Genomic DNA, 20,118 nt, shown 5'->3' on the forward strand with positions numbered 1-20,118 from the left:
CGCTCCGCTCGCGGCGAGTTCCTCGCGGCAAGTTCGTGGCCGGTTCCGTTTGTTGGGCGCGTTTGGCCGGTTCGTATCGGCCGTTCATATGGAGGCCGGTTGCCGGTTCTTCAGACGAGCGGGAATCGCGGGTCCGCAGAGGATCCTGCGGGCCCCGCGCAAGAAGCAGCGAAGGGGGCTGGAGATCGTGGCGGGAGCCATCACACATGACCGGCCGCCCGCCGCCGAGGGGCGGCAGGGCGGACCGTTGATCGTCACGGAGGACGCCGAACTGCTGGACGACCTGCTGCGCCTGTGCGCGGCGGCGGGCGCCAGGCCGGAGGTCCACCACGGTGTGCCGCAGCGCAGGGGCAGCTGGGAGGCGGCACCTCTTGTGCTGGTCGGCGACGATGCCGCGCGGCGGGTGCGCGGGGCCGCGCGCAGAAGGGGAGTGGTGCTGGTTGGGCGGGATCAGGACGACTCGGGCGTGTGGCAGCGGGCTGTGGAGATCGGTGCCGACCACGTCCTGATGCTGCCCGATGGCGAGCAATGGCTGGTCGACCGCATCGCCGACGTGGCCGAAGGAGTCGGCAGGCCCGCCCTCACCGTCGGCGTGCTCGGCGGCCGGGGCGGGGCCGGAGCCTCTACGCTGGCCTGCGCGCTCGCCGTCACCTCGGCGCGCGAGGGGCGGCGCACCCTGCTCGTGGACGCGGATCCGCTGGGCGGCGGACTCGACGTACTCCTGGGCGGAGAGGCCGCCGAAGGCCTGCGCTGGCCGGCTTTCGCCGCCTCCCGCGGCCGGGTCGGCGGCGGCGCCCTGGAGGAGTCCCTGCCCGAGCTGCACGCGCTGCGGGTCCTGAGCTGGGACCGCGGTGACTCCGTCACCATTCCTCCGCAAGCCGTACGAGCGGTCCTGGCCGCCGCCAGACGGCGCGGTGGCGCGGTCGTCGTCGACCTGCCCCGTCGTATCGACGAAGGCGTCGCCGAGGCCCTCGCCCAGCTCGACCTCGGACTGCTGGTGGTCCCCGCCGACCTGCGCTCGATCGCCGCTGCCGGGAGGGTGGCCTCCGCGGTCGGCATGGTCCTGCGCGATCTACGGGTCGCGGTGCGTGGCCCCTACGCGCCGGGCCTCGACGACCGTGAGGTGGCCCGGCTGCTCGGCCTGCCCCTGGTGGGCGAAGTACCCGCCGAACTGCCGCTGTTGGACGGTGGCATGCCACCCGGGGGAGCGGTGCGGGGGCCGCTGGCCAGGTTCTGCGCGGCCTTCTGGGAGCGGGTCGCGGTGGAAGGCGGTGGCGCATGAGCTGGGACGCCGGCACGGGGACGGACTGCGGCGCGGGTCTGGACAGGCGTATGAGCCCGCGGGAGGGGCGTACGAGCCCGCGGGACGGGCAGAAGGGGCTGCTGGATGGGCATACCGGCCTGCTGGACGGCGTCCGGCAGTGGCTCGCCGAGAGCGGGTCCGAACCGACACCCGCGCGCGTGGCACAGGCGCTGCGCGAGCAGGGGCGGGTGCTCGGGGACGCCGAAGTCCTCGGCGCGGCCCAGCGGTTGCGCTCCGAGCTGGTCGGCAGCGGCCCGCTGGAACCGCTGCTCGCCGACCCGTCCGTGACCGACGTACTGGTGTCGGCGCCGGACCGGGTGTGGGTGGACCGGGGCGGCGGCCTGGAACTGACGGCCGTCTCCTTTCCGGACACGGCGGCCGTACGACGCCTCGCGCAGCGCCTCGCGGCCGTGGCCGGTCGCAGGCTCGACGACGCCCGGCCCTGGGTCGACGCGCGGCTCCCGGACGGGACACGCCTGCACGCGGTGCTCCCGCCGGTCGCCGTCGGCTCCACCTGCCTGTCCCTGAGAGTCGTACGGCCGCGCGCGTTCACGCTGGACGAGCTGGTGGCGGCGGGGACGGTACCGCCGGGCGGGGACCGGGTGTTGAGAGCTCTGCTGGATGCCCGGCTGTCCTTTCTGATCAGCGGAGGCACGGGCACCGGCAAGACGACACTGCTGAGCGCGCTGCTGGGGCTGGTCGGTCCCGGGGAGCGGATCGTGCTCGCCGAGGACTCGGCGGAGCTGCGGCCCGACCATCCCCATGTGGTGCGCCTGGAGGGGCGGCCTGCCAACCAGGAGGGCGTCGGGCTGGTCGCGCTCCAGGAGCTGGTCCGACAAGCCCTGCGCATGAGACCGGACCGGCTCGTCGTCGGCGAGGTGCGCGGGCCGGAGGTCGTGTCCCTGCTGGCCGCGCTGAACACCGGCCATGAGGGCGGCTGCGGCACGGTGCACGCGAACGCGGCGGCGCAGGTGCCGGCCCGTCTGGAGGCGCTGGGTACGGCGGCCGGGCTCGACCGGGCCGCGTTGCACAGCCAGTTGGCGGCGGCGTTGTCCGTGGTCCTGCATCTCGTACGTGACCGGGCCGGGCGGCGGCGGATCGCCGAGGTGCATGTCCTGGAGCGCGAACCGTCGGGGCTGGTGGTGACGGTGCCCGCGTTGCGGTGGGGCGCGGAGGCGTTCGCGTACGAGCGGGGGTGGGAGCGGCTGAGGGGGCTGCTTCGGGACGGGGCTGACGGGACTGACGGGAGTAACGGGACTGAGGGGAGTGGGCTGTTGTGACGGGGGTCGGTGAGATGCCGGTGGGGGCGGCGATGGCGTGTGCCGGGGTCGCGGCCTGGTTGATGGGCGGGCGGGACTCGGGGGTGCGCAGGGCGCGGCTGTTGTTCGCGGGTGGCGGAATGGTGGGAACTGGTCCGCCGCCGTGGGAAAGGGCGCTCGTGGACTGGCGGCGACTGCGCGGGCGACTGCGGGCCGAATGGTGGTCGCTGGCCGTCGGAGTGGTGGTCGCGTTGCTGGGCGCGTCCGTGGTGCCGCTGCTCCTCGGGGCGGCCGGCGTGCCGCTGTTCGGGCGGGTGCGGCGGGCCCGGGAGGCGCGGCAGGAGCGGGAGCGCAGGGGCGATGCGGTGATCGCCCTGTGCGGGGCGCTCGCCGGGGAGGTGCGGGCCGGGCGGCAGCCGGGCGAGGCGTTGCTCCGGGCCGCGCGCGATGCGGGCGGGCTCGGCGAGGCTCAGGCGGTGGTGCTGGCGGCGGCGCGGTTCGGCGGGGATGTGCCGGGCGCGCTCACCGACGCGGCACGGCAGCCCGGGGCCGACGGGCTGGTGGGACTCGCCGCGTGCTGGCGGGTGGCCGTGGACCGTGGCGCGGGGCTTGCGGCGGGGCTCGACAGGCTGGAGGGAGCGTTGCGTGCCGAGCGCGACCAAAGAGCCGATCTGCGCGCCCAGTTGGCGGGATCGCGGTCTACGGCCGCGATGCTCGCGGGGCTGCCGGTCCTGGGGCTCCTGCTCGGTACCGCACTGGGCGCCGATCCGCTGCACGTGCTGCTGCACACCGGCCCCGGACTGGGCTGTCTCCTGGTCGGCGGGGTGCTGGAGGGAGCGGGGCTGTGGTGGGCGCTGCGGATCGTGAGGGGAGCGGAGGCGGCATGAGCGCGGAGGTTGTCCACAGGCTGGGGGCGGCGGTGTGCGGGGCGCTGACGCTCGGGTGGCTGATGCGGTCGCTCGGGGCGGTGCGGCGCGAGCGGAGAGTGCGCAAGAGGCTGGCTGAGCTGCTGGCCAGGGAGGCGGCGCCTTCGGTGCGACGCTTCGAGGTACGGGGCGTGGGGCGGCGGTGGTGGCCGGTGGTGAGTGCGGTGTGCGCCGGCTGGGTGCTGGTCGGGGGTCTTGCCGGGGTTCTGGTGGGGCTGGCGGCCGGGCTCGGGGTCTGGCGGTGGCGGCAGCGGCGGAGGCCTGACCCCGGGGAGGAGTACGACGCGGCGCGGGCTGCCCGACAACTCCCGCTCGCAGCCGATCTGTTGGCGGCCTGCATCGCTGCGGGTGCGAGCCCTGTGATGGCGGCTCAGGCTGTCGGCGAGGCCCTGGAGGGGCCGGTCGGGGATCGGCTCGCCCGGGGCGCGGCGGAAGTGCGACTCGGGGGTGAACCGGCCGAGGCATGGCGGAGGTTGGCGTCGATACCGGGTGCCCGGGCGCTGGCGCGGCTGCTGGAGCGGGCGGGCGAGTCGGGCGTACCGGCGGCCGTGCCGGTCGGGCGGCTCGCCGCGGAGGCCCGCGCCGAGTGGGGGCGCACTGCGACGGCACGAGCACGCCGGGCGGCCGTCCTGGTCACCGCTCCGGTGGGGCTGTGCTTCCTGCCCGCGTTCCTCGCGATCGGGGTGCTGCCTGTGGTGATCGGGCTGGCGGGCGGCGTGTTGGGAGGGGGTGGCGGATGACGGGCGACGGCGGGGCGCGGTGAACGGCACGTGATCAATGGCAAGCGATCAACCGAGCTGGACCTTACGGGGGTTGAAATGGACAAGGCAGGACGAGGACGTGCATGGGGACGGGTACGGGCGTGGCTGCTCCGCCCGGTGCGCAGGGACGCGGGGATGGTCACCTCCGAGTACGCGGTGGGGATCATCGCGGCGGTGGCGTTCGCGGCTGTGCTCTACAAGGTGCTGACGAGTGGGCCGGTCAGCGCCCAGTTGCAGGGGATCGTGGAGCGGGCGCTCAATGTCCAGATGTGAACGGGGAGTGGGTACGGCGCGGGTGGCCTGGAGCGCGCGGGTGATGAGCTGCCTGGCCCGGAGGACGCGTCGGGACCGGGGGTTCGTGACCGCCGAGGCCGCCGTGATGCTGCCCGCGCTGGTGCTCGTCGCGATGGCGCTGGTCTGGGCCCTGCTCGCCGCGTCCGCGCAGATCCAGTGCCTGGACGCGGCGAGGGCGGGCGCCCGCGCCGCGGCCCGGCAGGACCCGCCCGAGGCGGTCCTGACGACGACCCGCAGCGCTGCGCCGCCGGGCGCGCGGGTCCAGGTGAGCCGGGAGGGCGACCTGGTCCGCGTGACGGTCACGGCGAGCGCGCCGGGGCCCGACGCACTGAGCCTGGAGCTGAGCGACGAGGCGGTGGCGTTGGCGGAGGAGACGGTGGGGGTGAGCGCGCGGTGAGAGGAGGCGGTTGGGCCGTTTGGCGGAGCGAGCGCTTCGGGTGGGGGCTGTCGTTGGGCGGCTTGGACGGCTTGGACGGCTTGGACGGCTTGGACGGCTCGAACGGCTCGAACGGCTCGAACGGCTCGAACGGCTCGTATGGTCCGGCAGGTCCGGCAGGTCCGGCAGGTCCGGCAGGTCCAGCAGGTTTGGCGGGCCCGGACTGCTCGGCAGGGACGGACCGCTCGGGAACCTTCGAAACTTCGGGAATCTCGGGCAGCTCGGACAGGGGGTCGGCGACTGTCTGGTCGGTCGGAGCGATCGCTGTGCTGTGTGTCGTTTTCGGTGTGGTCCTGACCATGGGGCAGGCGGTCCTGGCCCGTCACCGCGCGGCGGGGGCAGCCGATTTGGCGGCGCTCGCCGCGGCGGACCACTGGATGGACGGCGGAACGGCGGCCTGCGCCGAGGCGGACCGGGTGGCGCGGGCCCAGCATGCGCGGCTGGTCCGGTGTGCGGTCGAGGGCGAGATCTCGGACGTCTCGGCGGCGTCGGGGCGGGGGCCGTTCGCCACGGAGGTCAGGTCGAGAGCGGGCCCTGCGGGACCTGTGGTTCCGGGCCCAGCGCAGGACCAACCGGGTGACACCGGCGCCTCGGCCAAGGGACAACCGGACGGCACAGGTGGCTCGACCGAGGGTCGGCCCGACGGCACCGGCACCGCGGCCAAAGGACAGCCGGGCGGCTTCGATGCCTCGGCCAAGGGCCGGCCCGGCGGGCTCGGTGACCTGGGCGGCTAGCCCTCCGGTGCCCCGCGCAACAACTCCGTGAGCAACCGCACGGCCCCCCTCTTGTGCAGCGGATCGTTCCCGTTGCCGCACTTGGGGGACTGGATGCAGGACGGGCAGCCGGCGTCGCATTCGCAGGAGGCGATGGCCTGTCGGGTGGCGGTCAGCCAGGAACGGGCCGTGTGGAAGGCGCGCTCCGCGAAGCCCGCGCCGCCCGGGTGGCCGTCGTACACGAAGACCGTGGGCTGGAGCGTGTCCGGGTGCAGCGGGATGGACACGCCGCCGATGTCCCATCGGTCGCACGTGGCGAAGAGCGGGAGCATGCCGATCGACGCGTGCTCGGCGGCGTGCAGGGCGCCGCCGAGGATCTCCGGGTTGATCCGGGCCGCGTCCAGCTGGTCCTCGGTGACGGTCCACCACACGGCACGCGTACGGAGCGTACGAGGAGGGAGGTCGAGTTTCGTCTCGCCCAGTACTTCACCGGTGATGACACGACGACGCAGGAAGGCGACGACTTGGTTGGTGACTTCGACGGAGCCGTAGCACAACCGGCCCTCACCCCAGGGGATTTCGACATCCGTGTCCAGGATCGAGATGGAGGTCGTGTCGCGGGCGACCGTCGAATACGACGGGTTGGCCTCCTCGACCAGCGCGACGTCGTCGTCCAGGTCGAGCTTGCGCACCAGGTACGTACGACCCTGGTGCAGGTGGACCGCGCCCTCGTGGACGGTGGTGTGCGCGGCGCCGGCGTCGACCGTGCCGAGCAGTCGCCCGGTCCCGACCTCGACGACCTGCACCGGACTGCCGCCCTCCCCGCGGATGTCGGTCAGATCCGCGGCCCGCTCCCGGCGCGTCCAGTGCCAGGCCTTCGTCCGCCGGCGCAGCAGCTTCGCGGCCTCCAGCTGCGGCAGCAGGTCGGCCGTGGTCGGGCCGAAGAGCTCCAAGTCCTCGTCCGTGAGCGGGATTTCGGCGGCGGCGGCGCACAGGTGCGGGGCGAGGACGTACGGGTTGTCGGGGTCGAGGACGGTGGATTCCACGGGCTGGTCGAAGAGGGCCTCGGGGTGGTGGACGAGGAACGTGTCCAGCGGGTCGTCGCGGGCGACGAGGATCGCGAGCGCGCCCTGCCCGGAGCGGCCCGCGCGGCCGGCCTGCTGCCACAGGGACGCGCGGGTGCCGGGATAGCCCGCGATGACGACGGCGTCCAGGCCGGAGACGTCGACGCCGAGTTCGAGGGCGGTGGTGGCGGCGAGGCCGAGGAGTTCGCCGGAGTGGAGGGCGCGTTCGAGGGCGCGGCGTTCCTCGGGGAGGTAGCCGCCGCGGTAGGCGGCCACGCGCCGGGCCAGGGAGCGGTCGACCTCGGCGAGGCGTTCCTGGGCGATCACCGCGATCAGCTCGGCGCCACGGCGGGACCGTACGAAGGCGACCGAGCGCACGCCCTGCAGGGTCAGGTCGGTGAGGAGGTCCGCGGTCTCGGCGGTGGCGGTACGGCGGACCGGCGCGCCCTTCTCGCCGTGCAGCTCGGTGAGCGGCGGCTCCCAGAGGGCGAACACCAGTTCCCCACGTGGTGAGGCGTCGTCCGCGACCTCGACGACGGGAAGGCCGGTCAGCCGGCCCGCGGCGACCGAGGGCTCGGCGGCAGTGGCGGAGGCCAGCAGGAAGACGGGCGACGCGCCGTAGCGCGCGCACAGACGGCGCAGCCGCCGCAGCACCTGGGCGACGTGGGAGCCGAAGACGCCGCGGTAGGTGTGGCACTCGTCGATGACGACGTACTTCAGGGCACGGAGGAAGGAGGACCAGCGGGGGTGGGAGGGCAATATCCCGCGGTGCAGCATGTCGGGGTTGGTCAGGACGTAGTTGGCGTACTGACGTACCCATTCGCGTTCCTCGAAGGGAGTGTCGCCGTCGTACACGGCTGGGCGTACGGCATTGCCCAAAGATTGTGAAAGTTCCTTCACGGAGCGGCACTGGTCGGCGGCGAGGGCCTTCGTGGGGGCCAGGTACAACGCGGTGGCGCCTCGGCCGTTCGCGGCCTCGGAGCCGTCCAGGAGGGCCGTCAGGACCGGGGCGAGGTAGGCCAGCGACTTGCCGGAGGCCGTGCCCGTGGCGACGATCACCGATTCGCCGTCCAGGGCGTGCTCGGCGGCGAGTGCCTGGTGGGCCCAGGGGTGCTCGATCCCCGCCGCCTGCACCGCCGCGATGACCTCCGAACGGATCCGGTCGGGCCACACGGCATGGCGACCCTCTCGCGGGGGCAAGTGCTCCGTATGAGTGATGCGCGAAGCCCGGCTCGGCCCCGAGGCGAGCCGGTCCAGGATCGTGCCCGGCGAGGGGCGGGAAGCGGTGTCCGTCGAGGATCGATCGGATTGGTGATTCTTGGCCATCGGCATCGAGTGTGTCACTGGCGTGACGGACAATGGGCTCAAGGCGTCGTGCACGCCTGCCGGTAAGTGATTGAATGCCATCGCGGCTGGCGAACCGTCCCGGGGGCTCTGCCGAGGTGTCCCATGGGGCGACCGCTCGATAGCAAGGTGCTGGAGGATCCGTGGACCTGTCCCTGTCGACTCGCAATGTGTCTGGCCCTAACGGCGACCGTACGGTCGTCGAGGTCGGCGGCGAAATCGATGTATATACCGCGCCCAAGCTGCGCGAGCAGCTGGTCGAGCTGGTGAACGACGGTAGTTTCCACCTCGTCGTCGACATGGAGGGCGTGGACTTCCTCGACTCCACCGGTCTCGGCGTGCTGGTGGGCGGCCTGAAGCGTGTCCGGGCCCATGAGGGCTCGCTGCGACTGGTCTGCAACCAGGAGCGCATTCTCAAGATCTTCCGTATTACTGGTCTCACCAAGGTGTTCCCCATCCACACCTCGGTGGAGGAGGCGGTCAACGCCACCGACTGACCACCGGTCTCCCCGGGCCGTGGGTCCGGGACTCGAAGTGGGGGGACCGGGCCCACGGCCCGGCCCCCTGACAGCACGCCCGTAGTCTGAGGGGGATGCATGGCCACCGTTGAACTCCGCTTCAGCGCGCTGCCCGAGCACGTCAGGACCGCCCGACTGGTGGCGGCAGCGGTGGCGCGCAGGGCCGGAGTGGACGAGGCCGTCCTCGACGAGGTCAGGCTCGCTGTCGGCGAGGCCGCTACCCGTGCCGTCGGACTGCACCAGAGCAGCGGCATCTCGGCGCCGGTGCGGGTGACGCTGATCGAGGAGGAGAAGCAGTTCTCCATCGAGGTCGGCGACGAGGCGCCGCGTTCGGCGCCCGGTGAGACCGTGCCCGGCGCATCCCCCGGTGACCCGGACACGGAGACCGAGGAGGACGAGATGGGCCTCGCGGTCATCAGCGGCCTCGTCGACGACGTGGAGGTCACCGCCGGGGAGAACGGCGGACTGATCAGGATGAGCTGGCCGACCACGCCGCCGGCCACGCTCGTCCCCTGACGGAACCCCGACCGCTTCGCCGACATCCCTGACGTCACCCTCGTGACAAACCCGAAGGGCCCTGCTCAGCAGGGCCCTTTTTGCTTGCACTGCCTGGGCATTCGCCTTTTCGTGAATTAATTCACGATCGATCGCGCGATTATTTGATCAAGCGTCAACGCTTTTAGGGCATTACCTCTTTCGGGTTCCATGGATACCCGTCGATCTTTTGCTGAAGAGCATGTGAAGGCCAATTCCGTTTACCGAGCACTGTTTTGATCAGGTTCCGGTACCTACAATCCGTCCACATCTTGAGCTCAGCACAGGCGTCAAGGAGGACGAATGGCGGGGCTTTCTACCCCTCATCAGTTTGACCAGCCCACAACCTTCGCATCCGCAGTACTGACCGACGACAACCGCCTGATCGTGATGGTCATCGGCGTCGTCGCCCTGGCCGCTCTGGCGGTCGCCGGGGTTCTGGTACGACAAGTGCTCGCGGCGGGCGAGGGCACCGACAGCATGAAGAAGATCGCGACGGCGATCCAGGAAGGCGCGAATGCCTACCTGGGACGGCAGATGCGCACGCTCGGCGTATTCGCCATCGTGGTGTTCTTCCTGCTCATGCTGCTGCCCGCGGACGACTGGAATCAGCGCGCCGGCCGATCGATCTTCTTCTTGATCGGCGCGGCGTTCTCGGCGACCACCGGTTATACCGGTATGTGGCTCGCCGTACGGAGCAATGTCCGCGTGGCCGCCGCGGCAAGGGAAGCGACCCCGGCGGAGGGTGAGCCCGAAAAGGATCTCACCACCGTCTCGCACAAAGCCATGAAGATCGCTTTCCGCACGGGCGGCGTCGTCGGCATGTTCACGGTGGGGCTCGGTCTGCTGGGCGCCTCCTGTGTGGTGCTGGTGTACGCGGCCGACGCGCCGAAGGTCCTGGAGGGCTTCGGCCTCGGGGCCGCACTGATCGCCATGTTCATGCGTGTCGGCGGTGGCATCTTCACCAAGGCCGCCGACGTCGGCGCCGACCTGGTCGGCAAGGTCGAGCAGGGCATTCCGGAGGACGATCCGCGCAATGCCGCGACCATCGCCGACAACGTGGGCGACAACGTCGGCGACTGCGCGGGGATGGCGGCCGACCTCTTCGAGTCGTACGCCGTGACGCTGGTCGCCGCGCTGATCCTAGGCAAGGCGGCGTTCGGCGACTCCGGGCTCGCGTTCCCGCTGATCGTGCCCGCGATCGGCGTACTCACCGCGATGGTCGGTATCTTCGCGGTGGCGCCCAAGCGCTCCGACCGCAGCGGCATGTCCGCGATCAACCGCGGCTTCTTCATCTCCGCGGTGATCTCGCTGGCGCTGGTGGCCGCGGCCGTCTTCATCTACCTGCCGTCGACGTACGGCGATCTGAACGGGGTCACGGACGCGGCGATCAAGGCCAAGGGCGGCGACCCGCGGATCCTCGCGCTCGTGGCCGTGGCGATCGGCATCGTGCTGGCCGCGCTGATCCAGCAGCTGACCGGCTACTTCACCGAGACCACCCGCCGGCCCGTACGGGACATCGGCAAGACCTCGCTCACCGGCGCGGCCACCGTCATCCTCGCCGGTATCTCCGTGGGTCTCGAATCGGCCGTCTACACCGCCTTGTTGATCGGCCTCGGCGTGTACGGGGCCTTCCTGCTCGGCGGTACGTCGATCATGCTGGCGCTCTTCGCGGTGGCGCTCGCCGGAACCGGCCTGCTCACCACGGTCGGCGTCATCGTCGCCATGGACACCTTCGGCCCGGTCTCCGACAACGCGCAGGGTATCGCCGAGATGTCCGGTGACGTCACGGGCGCGGGCGCTCAGGTGCTCACCGACCTGGATGCCGTCGGCAACACCACCAAGGCCATCACCAAGGGCATCGCCATCGCCACGGCCGTCCTCGCCGCCTCGGCGCTGTTCGGCTCGTACCGCGACGCGATCACGACGGCGGCACACGACGTCGGCGAGAAGGTCTCCGGTGCGGGCGCGCCGATGAACCTGATGATGGACATCTCGCAGCCCAACAACCTGGTGGGCCTCATCGTGGGCGCAGCGGTCGTCTTCCTCTTCTCGGGTCTGGCGATCAACGCGGTCTCGCGGTCCGCGGGGGCCGTGGTCTACGAGGTGCGGCGGCAGTTCCGCGAGCACCCCGGGATCATGGACTACACCGAGAAGCCCGAGTACGGACGCGTCGTCGACATCTGCACCAAGGACGCGCTGCGCGAACTGGCCACGCCCGGCCTGCTCGCCGTCCTCACCCCGATCGCGATCGGGTTCACGCTCGGGGTCGGCGCGCTCGGTTCGTTCCTCGCGGGCGCGATCGGCACCGGCACGCTGATGGCGGTCTTCCTCGCCAACTCCGGCGGTGCGTGGGACAACGCGAAGAAGCTCGTCGAGGACGGCCACCACGGCGGCAAGGGCAGCGAGGCCCACGCCGCGACGGTGATCGGCGACACCGTCGGCGACCCCTTCAAGGACACCGCGGGACCCGCGATCAACCCACTGCTGAAGGTGATGAACCTGGTGGCACTGCTGATCGCTCCCGCGGTCGTCAAGTTCTCGTACGGCGACGACAAGAACGTGGGTGCACGGGTGCTCATCGCCGTCCTCGCGATCCTCGTGATCGTGGGCGCGGTGTACATCTCCAAGCGGCGCGGGATCGCCGTGGGTGACGACGACAACGCGGAACGGGTGGCCAAGTCACCCGACCCCGCGGTGGTTTCGTAGCTCTCAGGTCCAACGCCTGGTCAGGTACTGGCCAATGGGCGGGCGGACGGCGCGTATTGACGCGCCGCCCGCCCGCCCTGTGTGTGTTCACACCTTCTTCGTGAGCCTTCTCTCGCTTGGTGCAAATGGCTTCAATAGGTGTCTTAACGGACGTTCGGCATGCGGTTGTCGCCCACTTGGCGTGTATGTTCCGGGGCCGAGAGCCATGGAAGGGACCAATCCGGTGAACAAGAAGCTCGCGGCCGCACTGTCCGGCGGTGCGGTACTGGTACTGGCGCTGTCGGGATGCAGCAGCGACAACAACAACGACAAGCTGAACTCCTGGGCCAAGCAGGTCTGCGACGCGGTGCAGCCGCAGGCCAAGAAGATCGCGGCCGCCAACGCCGCGATCCAGAAGGAGACCTCGGACAACAGCACACCGGAAGACGTCCAGAAGACGGACGCGCAGGCCTTCCAGGACATGTCCGACGCCTACAAGGCGATCGGCGCCGCCGTCGACAAGGCGGGCGCCCCGGACGTCAGCGACGGCGAGACGAAGCAGACCAACGCGGTCAAGGAGCTCAACGACATCTCCTCGTCGTACGCCGACCTGAAGAAGCAGGTCGACGGGCTCGACACCAAGGACCAGGCCAAGTTCGCGGACGGCCTCAAGGGCATCGCGACCCAGCTCGACAAGCTGAGCCAGAGCGGGAACGACGCGCTGAAGAAGCTTGAGGAGGGGGATGTGGGCAAGGCGATGTCGAACCAGGAGAGCTGCAAGTCCGCGTCCGCCTCGCCTGCGGCGACGAAGAGCTGATCCCTGGGGGAGTCCCTGGGAGCGCGATCGTTCGGTCAACCGAAAGAGGGCCCGGTACGCGTGCGTGCCGGGCCCTCGGCGTGTGTTGTCCACAGGGGTACGCCCCACTGTCGGCGGGAGCGGACACAATGGAGGAGTGAGTAACACCAGCCTGTCACCGTTGCCCTCGTCCGATCGTGCCGACGTCTCCGCTCGGCTGCGGGACGCCCTGCTCGGCGCCTCCTTCACCGCCGACGGCCTGCTCGATCTGCTCGGCGCCCCCGCGTACGCGGCGCTGGCGCGCAGTGAGACCGTGCCCGCGCTCCGGGCGACCCGTGGGGACACGCCGCTGGAGACGCTCGTACGGCTGTTCCTGTTGCAGCAGCCCGTGCCGCACGCGCGCGTGGCGGACGTTCTGCCGGTCGAGGACTGTCTGGAGAGCGGCTGGCTGACCCGGGTGGGCGGGGACGAGGTCGCCGCGACGGTGGACATCCGGCCGTACGGCGGGCCCGAGGGCGAGGACTGGTTCATCGTGTCCGACCTGGGATGCGCCGTCGGCGGCGCGGGCGGCATCGGCAGCCGGGAGGAGGGCGTCGTACTCGGCGTGGGCGGAGCCTCCATGACCCTCGCAGGCATCACCGTCCGCATGCCCGTGGACTCCGCGCTCGACCTCGGCACCGGTTCCGGGATCCAGGCCCTGCACGCCGCGCAGCACGCCACGCGCGTGACCGCGACCGACCTCAACCCGCGCGCGCTGCACATCACCGCGCTCACCCTCGCGCTCTCCGGCGCCCCGGCGGCCGACCTGCGCGAGGGCTCCCTCTTCGAGCCGGTCGCGGACGACGAGACGTACGACCTGATCGTCTCGAACCCGCCCTTCGTGATCTCACCGGGCGCCCGACTCACGTACCGGGACGGTGGAATGGGCGGGGACGATCTGTGCCGCACGCTCGTTCAGGAGGCGGGCGATCGGCTGAACGAAGGGGGGGTCGCGCAGTTCCTGGCCAACTGGCAGCACGTGGAGGGTGAGGACTGGCAGGACCGGCTGCGCTCCTGGGTGCCGCGCGGCTGCGACGCGTGGATCGTGCAGCGCGAGGTCCAGGACGTCACGCAGTACGCCGAGTTGTGGCTGCGCGACGCGGGCGACCACCGCAGCGATCCCACCGAGTACCAGGCGCGGTACGACGCGTGGCTGGACGAGTTCGAGGCGCGCAAGGTGAAGGTGGTCGGCTTCGGCTGGATCACCCTGCGCAAGGCGGCGGCCGACCGGCCTTCGATCACGATCGAGGAATGGCCGCACCCCGTGGAGCAGCCGCTGGGCGAGACCGTGCGCGCGCACTTCGCCCGCGTCGACTATCTGCGGGCGCACGACGACGCGGCCCTGCTTGCCGGGCACTTCAAGCTCGTGGCCGAGGTCGTCCAGGAGCAGGTCGGACTGCCCGGCGCCGAGGACCCGGAGCACGTGGTGCTGCGCCAGCACCGCGGGATGCGCCGGGCCACCAAGGTGGACACCGTCGGCGCGGGCTTCGCGGGCGTGTGCGACGGCACGCTGAGCGCGGGCCGGATTCTCGATGCCATCGCCCAACTGGTCGGCGAAGATCCGGTGTTGCTGCGGGACCGGACGCCCTCGCAGATCCGGGTTCTTGTCGAGCAGGGGTTCCTGGAGCCCGCCGTATGACGCGTTCGAGCGCCTCTTCGGTGTAGCTGCTGGGGCGCATTCGCACCGCTGGGCCACATGTGTCCGGTCTGACGGGATTGGTCCGCAAAAGGGCTCCTGTCAGTGGTGCCTGCGAAGCTACCTTTCAAGAGACAGAATCCACGCGTCCTCGGGGGAGGCGCGCTGTCTCGGGGGAGGCACCATGGTGGGGGACACGCCGGATCAGGGCGAAGGCAGGATCATCGGCGGGCGGTACCGGCTGCTGCGCACGCTCGGTGCGGGCGGCATGGGCCGGGTCTGGCTCGCGTACGACGCGGAGTTGGCCTGCGAGGTCTCCATGAAGGAGATCGCCCTGCCGGACGTGCCGATGGACGCGAGCGAGCCCGCACAGCGCATCGCACGGGCGCGCAGCGAGGCACGGAACGCCGCGCGGCTGCGCGGACATCCCCATGTGGCCACCGTGCACGACGTGGTGGTCCACGACGGGCTGCCGTGGATCGTCATGGAGTACGTGCCGGACGCGGTCGATCTCCAGGCGGTCGTACGGCGGTCGGGGCCGCTGGCGCCCGCGCAGACGGCCCGGATCGGGCTCGCCGTCCTCGACGCGCTCGCCGCCGGACACCGGATCGGGATCCTCCACAGGGATGTGAAACCGGCCAACATCCTTCTGGCGCCGGACGCTTCGGGCGACCCGTACGCGCGCGTGCTGCTCACCGACTACGGGATCGCGCTGCAGCCCGAGTCCCGTGAGCCCCGGCTCACGGCGACCGCGGGCATTCTCGGCACGCCCGGCTATCTCGCGCCGGAGCGGGCCCGCGGCGAGCCGCCGACGCCGGCCGCCGACATGTTCTCGCTCGGCGCCACGCTGTATGCGACCGTCGAGGGCCGCGGCCCCTTCGACCGCCACGGGGACTACGCCACGCTGACGGCCCTGCTGAGCGAGGAGCCCACGCCTCCGGTGCGAGCCGGTGAACTGACACCCGTGCTCCAGGGGTTGCTCGTCAAGGATCCCGTGCGCCGGTTCGCTCCGGAAGCGGTGTCGCGGGGTCTGGAGCGGGTCGTGCAGGGGGCGGCGAGCCCGGGGTTCGGGCCGCCGCAGACTCCGCCGCCGATGATGGGGGCGCCGCTCTCGCCGCCGACACCCGGCGGTACTCCGCCGCATCAGGCGGCCCACACGCCGCACACACCCCAGACCCCGCAGACGCCGCACACCCCGGCAGGTATGCCACCGGTCGGCCCCGCCACACCGGGCAGTACGCCCTTGGGCCCGCCCGCCGCGACACCGGGTGGCCCTTCGGCGTACGACGCCTGGCGGCAGCCCGGCCCCCGGGGTCCGTACGACGCCTGGAATCCCTACGCGAGCGAGCCCACCCCGCCGTACCCGCACAGCGGTGCCCCTACGCAGGTGAGCGGGGGCGCTCCTCCGCCGTATCAGGGCGGGCCCTCCGGACCCCAGGGCGGGCGTCGTGGGCTTCCCGGCGGCGCGCTGGTCGCGATCGCCGTCGCCGCCGTCCTGGTGATCGGCGGCGGTGCCTGGGCGGCCGTCTCGCTGACGGGTGGCGGCGGGGACACGGCGGGGAAGAAGACGACTCCGTCGAGCCCGGCGGAGACGACGAAGCAGCCCACCGGACCTGTGCTTCCGTACGGCGAACAGGTGGGGCTCGACAAGCCGTTGCAGGCCGGAGACTGCGTCACCGCGTCCTGGTCGGCGGGGGAGCCGTTCAAGTCGGCACCCAACCTGGGCGTCGTGGACTGCACGGAATTCCCGGACGGCCAGGTCGTGGCCGTCGACTCGGCGACCGACTACGCCGATGCCCAGGCGCAGGGCGCGCAGCGCTGCGAGCAGCAGGGCAAGGCGATCGCCGAGGCGCTGCCCGACGCGGGCGTCTACGCGCTGATGCCGACGAAGGACGGGTTCGGCACGGCCGATCGAAGTACGGCATGTCTCGTACTCGGCAAGCATGCCGCGATCGGTGGCGAAGTGGGCCGCTTCCGTGACGCCGGGACGGCGCTGCGGGTTGGTCAGATGAGCAACGGCGACTGCTGGATGTACAAGGAGGACGCGGCGGGGGACAGCTACACGGCCACGCTGGTCGACTGCGACGAGCCGCACACCGATCAGATGGTCGGCACCGTCAAGGCTCCGACGACCATGACTTATGACAAGGGCCTCGATCAGGCGACGAAGCTCTGCGGCAATAAATTCGAGTCGACTTGGGCGCCGGGCACGGACCGCATGGTCTACGGCTACACGCCCAACAAGGACAGCTGGAACCACGGATTCAACACAGTGGTGTGCACGGTCAGCCAGGTCGACGACTCGGAGACGAGCGGGAAGATACCGGCGCCCGGCGCTGTATGAGCGGCTGTCCGCCCTGCGTTCACCCGGGGTTCGCATGCCCGCTTCCCGGGCATGTCAGCCTCCCGACCCTCAGGACTGCGGGCGGAAGGACAGACCCATGGAAAGCGGACCGGCGATCTTCGCGGGGACGGTGTTCGCCCTGTTCGGAGGCGGGCTGCTGGCCTGGACGGCGGTCCGGCTGCGGCAGGGCGAGCCCGTCGCCGACGGTGTGAACCGCGTCGCATCGGCGACCCTCGCGAGCGCCGCCGGAACCGGTGCGCTGCTCCTCGGGATGTGGTGCTTTACGCGCGCGTGAGGGCAGCGGCTCCGGTAACTGGGAGGTCACGCTCCGGATGGCCCGGAAAGGGCTGGTGGGCACTCCGGGCGGCAGGAATGGCGGTAGTCGGGTTACCGTTCGAGTGGCCGTTGCGGGCTTTTCCCGTTTGACACGGGGGCGGGATGTACCGTCACACTCCGCAGCGTCAGCACGACCCGACCCCCGGGACCAGGCCCGTGGGGAGATCCCCGCGTCGACCGGAGAGAAGAGCGAAGTTGTCCCCGACCAGCGACACCGCACACGGCGGCCGCCGACTCGTCATCGTCGAGTCGCCTGCCAAGGCGAAGACGATCAAGGGCTATCTCGGCCCCGGCTATGTCGTCGAAGCGAGCGTCGGGCACATCCGCGACCTCCCCAACGGCGCCGCGGAGGTGCCGGAGAAGTACACCGGCGAGGTGCGCCGCCTCGGCGTGGACGTCGAGCATGACTTCCAGCCGATCTACGTGGTCAACGCTGACAAGAAGGCCCAGGTCAAGAAGCTCAAGGACCTGCTGAAGGACTCCGACGAACTCTTCCTCGCCACCGATGAGGACCGCGAGGGCGAGGCCATCGCGTGGCACCTCCTGGAGGTGCTGAAGCCCAAGGTGCCGGTCAAGCGGATGGTCTTCCACGAGATCACCAAGGACGCGATCCGCGAGGCCGTCGCCAACCCGCGCGACCTCAACCAGCGCATGGTCGACGCCCAGGAGACGCGCCGCATCCTCGACCGCCTCTACGGCTACGAGGTCTCGCCGGTCCTGTGGAAGAAGGTCATGCCGCGCCTGTCGGCCGGCCGTGTCCAGTCCGTGGCGACCCGCCTCGTCGTCGAGCGGGAGCGCGAGCGCATCGCCTTCCGCTCCGCCGAGTACTGGGACCTGACGGGCACCTTCGGCACCGGCCGCGCCGGCGACTCGAGCGACCCGTCGTCCCTGGTCGCGCGCCTGGCGACCGTCGACGGCAAGCGCGTCGCCCAGGGCCGCGACTTCGACTCGCTGGGCCAGATCAAGGGCGCCAACACGCTCCACCTGGACGAGGCGAACGCCCGCGCGCTCGCCGCCGCCCTGGAGAACACGGACTTCTCGGTCCGCTCGGTCGAGTCCAAGCCCTACCGCCGCTCGCCGTACGCGCCGTTCCGTACGACGACGCTCCAGCAGGAGGCCTCGCGCAAGCTCGGCTTCGGCGCGAAGGCGACCATGCAGGTGGCGCAGAAGCTGTACGAGAACGGCTTCATCACCTACATGCGTACGGACTCCACGACCCTCTCGGACACGGCGATCAACGCCGCCCGTGCCCAGGTCACGCAGCTGTACGGCGCCGACTACCTGCCGGCGCAGCCGCGCACGTACGCCGGGAAGGTCAAGAACGCGCAGGAGGCGCACGAGGCGATCCGCCCCTCGGGTGATCGTTTCCGCACCCCGGCCGAGACGGGTCTGACCGGCGACCAGTTCAAGCTCTACGAGCTGATCTGGAAGCGGACCGTCGCCTCCCAGATGAAGGACGCGACCGGTAACTCCGTCACGGTGAAGATCGGTGGCACGGCCGCCGACGGCCGTGACGTCGAGTTCAGCGCGTCCGGCAAGACGATCACCTTCCACGGCTTCCTGAAGGCGTACGTCGAAGGCGCGGACGACCCGAACGCGGAGCTCGACGACCGCGAGCGCCGACTGCCGCAGGTCAACCAGGGCGACCCGCTGTCCGCCGACGAGATCACCGTCGACGGCCACGCCACCAAGCCCCCGGCCCGCTACACCGAGGCCAGCCTGGTCAAGGAGCTCGAAGAGCGCGAGATCGGCCGCCCGTCGACCTACGCGTCGATCATCGGCACGATCCTCGACCGCGGATACGTCTTCAAGAAGGGCACGGCCCTCGTGCCGTCCTTCCTGTCCTTCGCCGTGGTCAACCTCCTGGAGAAGCACTTCGGGCGGCTCGTCGACTACGACTTCACCGCCAAGATGGAGGACGACCTCGACCGCATCGCGCGCGGCGAGGCGCAGGCCGTGCCGTGGCTGAAGCGGTTCTACTTCGGCGAGGGCGAGGCCACCGGTGCCGCCGAGGCCGGGAACGGCGACGGCGACCACCTGGGCGGCCTCAAGGAGCTCGTCACCGACCTGGGCGCGATCGACGCCCGTGAGGTGTCGTCCTTCCCCGTCGGCAACGACATCGTGCTCCGGGTGGGTCGCTACGGCCCGTACATCGAGCGCGGCGAGAAGGACTCCGAGAACCACCAGCGCGCCGACGTGCCCGAGGATCTGGCCCCGGACGAGCTGAGCGTCGAGCTCTCGGAGGAGCTGCTCGCCAAGCCGAGCGGCGACTTCGAGCTCGGTACCGACCCGGAGTCGGGCCACCAGATCATCGCGAGGGACGGCCGCTACGGCCCGTACGTCACCGAGGTGCTCCCCGAGGGCACTCCGAAGACGGGCAAGAACGCCGTCAAGCCGCGCACGGCCTCGCTGTTCAAGTCGATGTCGCTCGACACGGTGACCCTTGAGGACGCCCTCAAGCTGATGTCCCTGCCGCGCGTCGTCGGCAAGGACGCCGAAGGCGTGGAGATCACCGCGCAGAACGGGCGCTACGGGCCGTACCTGAAGAAGGGCACGGACTCCCGCTCGCTCACCTCCGAGGACCAGCTCTTCACCATCACCCTCGAAGAGTCGCTGGAGATCTACTCGCAGCCCAAGCAGCGCGGGCGCGCGGCCGCCAAGCCGCCGCTGAAGGAGCTGGGCGAGGACCCGGTCTCCGGGAAGCCCGTCGTCGTCAAGGACGGCCGCTTCGGGCCGTACGTCACCGACGGCGAGACCAACGCGACCCTGCGCTCCGGCGACAGCGTCGAGGACATCACCCCGGAGCGCGGCTTCGAGCTGCTCGCCGAGAAGCGCGCCAAGGGCCCGGCCAAGAAGACCGCGAAGAAGGCGGCGGCCAAGAAGGCGCCCGCCAAGAAGGCCCCTGCCAAGAAAACGGCCGCCAAGAAGACGACGACTTCGAAGACGGCCGCAAAGAAGGCACCCGCCAAGAAGACCGCTGCCAAGAAGACGGCGGCTTCGGAGGGCTGAGCCAGGCGGAGCCCGGCTGAGGCTTCCGCGGCTCAGGTGCCCGACGCGCGTGCGCCCCTACACCATCCGGTGTGGGGGCGTCCGTATGTTCGGCCGCCCCTTCGGGGAGTCAGTGGGT

The 20,118-nt window shown here is 71.1% G+C and carries 16 protein-coding genes; 15 read left to right on the forward strand and 1 reads right to left on the reverse strand.

Annotation, left to right across the window (positions count from 1 at the left end):
* Positions 1-187: 187 nt before the first annotated feature.
* The 7 genes from ssd to ACZ4WS_RS24200 all read left to right on the forward strand — a co-directional run bounded on the left by ssd (position 188) and on the right by ACZ4WS_RS24200 (position 5,713).
* Positions 188-1,282 (forward strand): septum site-determining protein Ssd, encoded by a 1,095-nt coding sequence (ssd, locus tag ACZ4WS_RS24170; protein ID WP_467983290.1) that lies wholly within the window; start codon positions 188-190, stop codon positions 1,280-1,282.
* Positions 1,279-2,583, forward strand: a complete 1,305-nt coding sequence (locus tag ACZ4WS_RS24175) for a TadA family conjugal transfer-associated ATPase (protein WP_467983291.1) — start codon at positions 1,279-1,281, stop codon at positions 2,581-2,583. The genes ssd and ACZ4WS_RS24175 overlap by 4 nt, the downstream gene beginning before the upstream one ends.
* 14 nt (positions 2,584-2,597) lie before the next feature.
* Positions 2,598-3,449, forward strand: coding sequence for a type II secretion system F family protein (locus tag ACZ4WS_RS24180; RefSeq protein WP_467983490.1), 852 nt, complete (start codon positions 2,598-2,600; stop codon positions 3,447-3,449).
* Positions 3,446-4,228 carry a type II secretion system F family protein gene (locus ACZ4WS_RS24185; protein ID WP_467983292.1) on the forward strand — a complete coding sequence of 261 codons (783 nt, stop codon included), beginning with the start codon at positions 3,446-3,448 and terminating at the stop codon, positions 4,226-4,228. The genes ACZ4WS_RS24180 and ACZ4WS_RS24185 overlap by 4 nt, the downstream gene beginning before the upstream one ends.
* Positions 4,229-4,306: 78 nt before the next feature.
* Positions 4,307-4,522 (forward strand): DUF4244 domain-containing protein, encoded by a 216-nt coding sequence (locus ACZ4WS_RS24190; protein WP_467983293.1) that lies wholly within the window; start codon positions 4,307-4,309, stop codon positions 4,520-4,522.
* Positions 4,523-4,565: 43 nt separating this feature from the next.
* The gene (locus ACZ4WS_RS24195; protein WP_467983492.1) at positions 4,566-4,940 is read left to right on the forward strand and encodes a TadE family type IV pilus minor pilin; all 375 of its coding nucleotides are present in this window, start codon (positions 4,566-4,568) and stop codon (positions 4,938-4,940) included.
* Between the two features lie 305 nt (positions 4,941-5,245).
* A complete protein-coding gene (locus ACZ4WS_RS24200; protein ID WP_467983294.1) occupies positions 5,246-5,713 on the forward strand; it encodes an Rv3654c family TadE-like protein in 468 nt (155 codons plus the stop codon).
* On the opposite strand, the gene ACZ4WS_RS24205 is transcribed toward ACZ4WS_RS24200, so the two are convergent.
* Positions 5,710-8,163: a DEAD/DEAH box helicase gene (locus tag ACZ4WS_RS24205; RefSeq protein ID WP_467983295.1), complete on the reverse strand. Its 2,454-nt coding sequence runs from the start codon at positions 8,161-8,163 to the stop codon at positions 5,710-5,712. The two genes, ACZ4WS_RS24200 and ACZ4WS_RS24205, sit on opposite strands and share 4 nt — an antisense overlap.
* Positions 8,164-8,243: 80 nt before the next feature.
* On the opposite strand from ACZ4WS_RS24205, the gene bldG reads away from it, so the two are divergent.
* The 8 genes from bldG (at position 8,244) to topA (ending at position 20,000) form a co-directional block, all read left to right on the forward strand.
* Positions 8,244-8,597: an anti-sigma factor antagonist BldG gene (gene bldG / locus ACZ4WS_RS24210; RefSeq protein ID WP_028799135.1), complete on the forward strand. Its 354-nt coding sequence runs from the start codon at positions 8,244-8,246 to the stop codon at positions 8,595-8,597.
* A 99-nt stretch (positions 8,598-8,696) separates the two neighbouring features.
* The gene (locus ACZ4WS_RS24215) at positions 8,697-9,134 is read left to right on the forward strand and encodes an ATP-binding protein (protein ID WP_467983296.1); all 438 of its coding nucleotides are present in this window, start codon (positions 8,697-8,699) and stop codon (positions 9,132-9,134) included.
* A gap of 321 nt (positions 9,135-9,455) precedes the next feature.
* On the forward strand, positions 9,456-11,861 hold the full coding sequence (locus ACZ4WS_RS24220) for a sodium-translocating pyrophosphatase (RefSeq protein ID WP_467983297.1): 2,406 nt from the start codon (positions 9,456-9,458) through the stop codon (positions 11,859-11,861).
* Between the two features lie 205 nt (positions 11,862-12,066).
* Entirely contained in the window at positions 12,067-12,657 is a 591-nt protein-coding gene (locus tag ACZ4WS_RS24225; protein WP_467983298.1) for a small secreted protein, read from the forward strand.
* 136 nt (positions 12,658-12,793) lie between these two features.
* Entirely contained in the window at positions 12,794-14,314 is a 1,521-nt protein-coding gene (locus ACZ4WS_RS24230; protein ID WP_467983299.1) for a DUF7059 domain-containing protein, read from the forward strand.
* 181 nt (positions 14,315-14,495) lie between these two features.
* Positions 14,496-16,655, forward strand: coding sequence for a serine/threonine-protein kinase (locus tag ACZ4WS_RS24235; protein ID WP_467983300.1), 2,160 nt, complete (start codon positions 14,496-14,498; stop codon positions 16,653-16,655).
* A 97-nt stretch (positions 16,656-16,752) separates the two neighbouring features.
* Positions 16,753-16,950 carry a hypothetical protein gene (locus tag ACZ4WS_RS24240; RefSeq protein WP_467983301.1) on the forward strand — a complete coding sequence of 66 codons (198 nt, stop codon included), beginning with the start codon at positions 16,753-16,755 and terminating at the stop codon, positions 16,948-16,950.
* Between the two features lie 236 nt (positions 16,951-17,186).
* The gene (gene topA / locus ACZ4WS_RS24245) at positions 17,187-20,000 is read left to right on the forward strand and encodes a type I DNA topoisomerase (RefSeq protein ID WP_467983302.1); all 2,814 of its coding nucleotides are present in this window, start codon (positions 17,187-17,189) and stop codon (positions 19,998-20,000) included.
* The last annotated feature ends 118 nt before the right edge of the window (positions 20,001-20,118 follow it).

The sequence above is a fragment of the Streptomyces sp. NPDC029292 genome (assembly GCF_055569295.1).

Coding starts and splice junctions, on each gene's coding strand:
- ACZ4WS_RS24215 (WP_467983296.1), top strand. CDS start 8,697: ATGGCCACCGTTGAACTCCGCTTCAGCGCGCTGCCCGAGCACGTCAGG.
- ACZ4WS_RS24205 (WP_467983295.1), bottom strand. CDS start 8,163: ATGGCATTCAATCACTTACCGGCAGGCGTGCACGACGCCTTGAGCCCA.
- ACZ4WS_RS24225 (WP_467983298.1), top strand. CDS start 12,067: ATGGAAGGGACCAATCCGGTGAACAAGAAGCTCGCGGCCGCACTGTCC.
- ACZ4WS_RS24240 (WP_467983301.1), top strand. CDS start 16,753: ATGGAAAGCGGACCGGCGATCTTCGCGGGGACGGTGTTCGCCCTGTTC.
- ACZ4WS_RS24190 (WP_467983293.1), top strand. CDS start 4,307: ATGGACAAGGCAGGACGAGGACGTGCATGGGGACGGGTACGGGCGTGG.
- ACZ4WS_RS24220 (WP_467983297.1), top strand. CDS start 9,456: ATGGCGGGGCTTTCTACCCCTCATCAGTTTGACCAGCCCACAACCTTC.
- ACZ4WS_RS24180 (WP_467983490.1), top strand. CDS start 2,598: ATGCCGGTGGGGGCGGCGATGGCGTGTGCCGGGGTCGCGGCCTGGTTG.
- ACZ4WS_RS24175 (WP_467983291.1), top strand. CDS start 1,279: ATGAGCTGGGACGCCGGCACGGGGACGGACTGCGGCGCGGGTCTGGAC.
- ACZ4WS_RS24235 (WP_467983300.1), top strand. CDS start 14,496: ATGGTGGGGGACACGCCGGATCAGGGCGAAGGCAGGATCATCGGCGGG.
- ACZ4WS_RS24195 (WP_467983492.1), top strand. CDS start 4,566: ATGAGCTGCCTGGCCCGGAGGACGCGTCGGGACCGGGGGTTCGTGACC.
- ACZ4WS_RS24185 (WP_467983292.1), top strand. CDS start 3,446: ATGAGCGCGGAGGTTGTCCACAGGCTGGGGGCGGCGGTGTGCGGGGCG.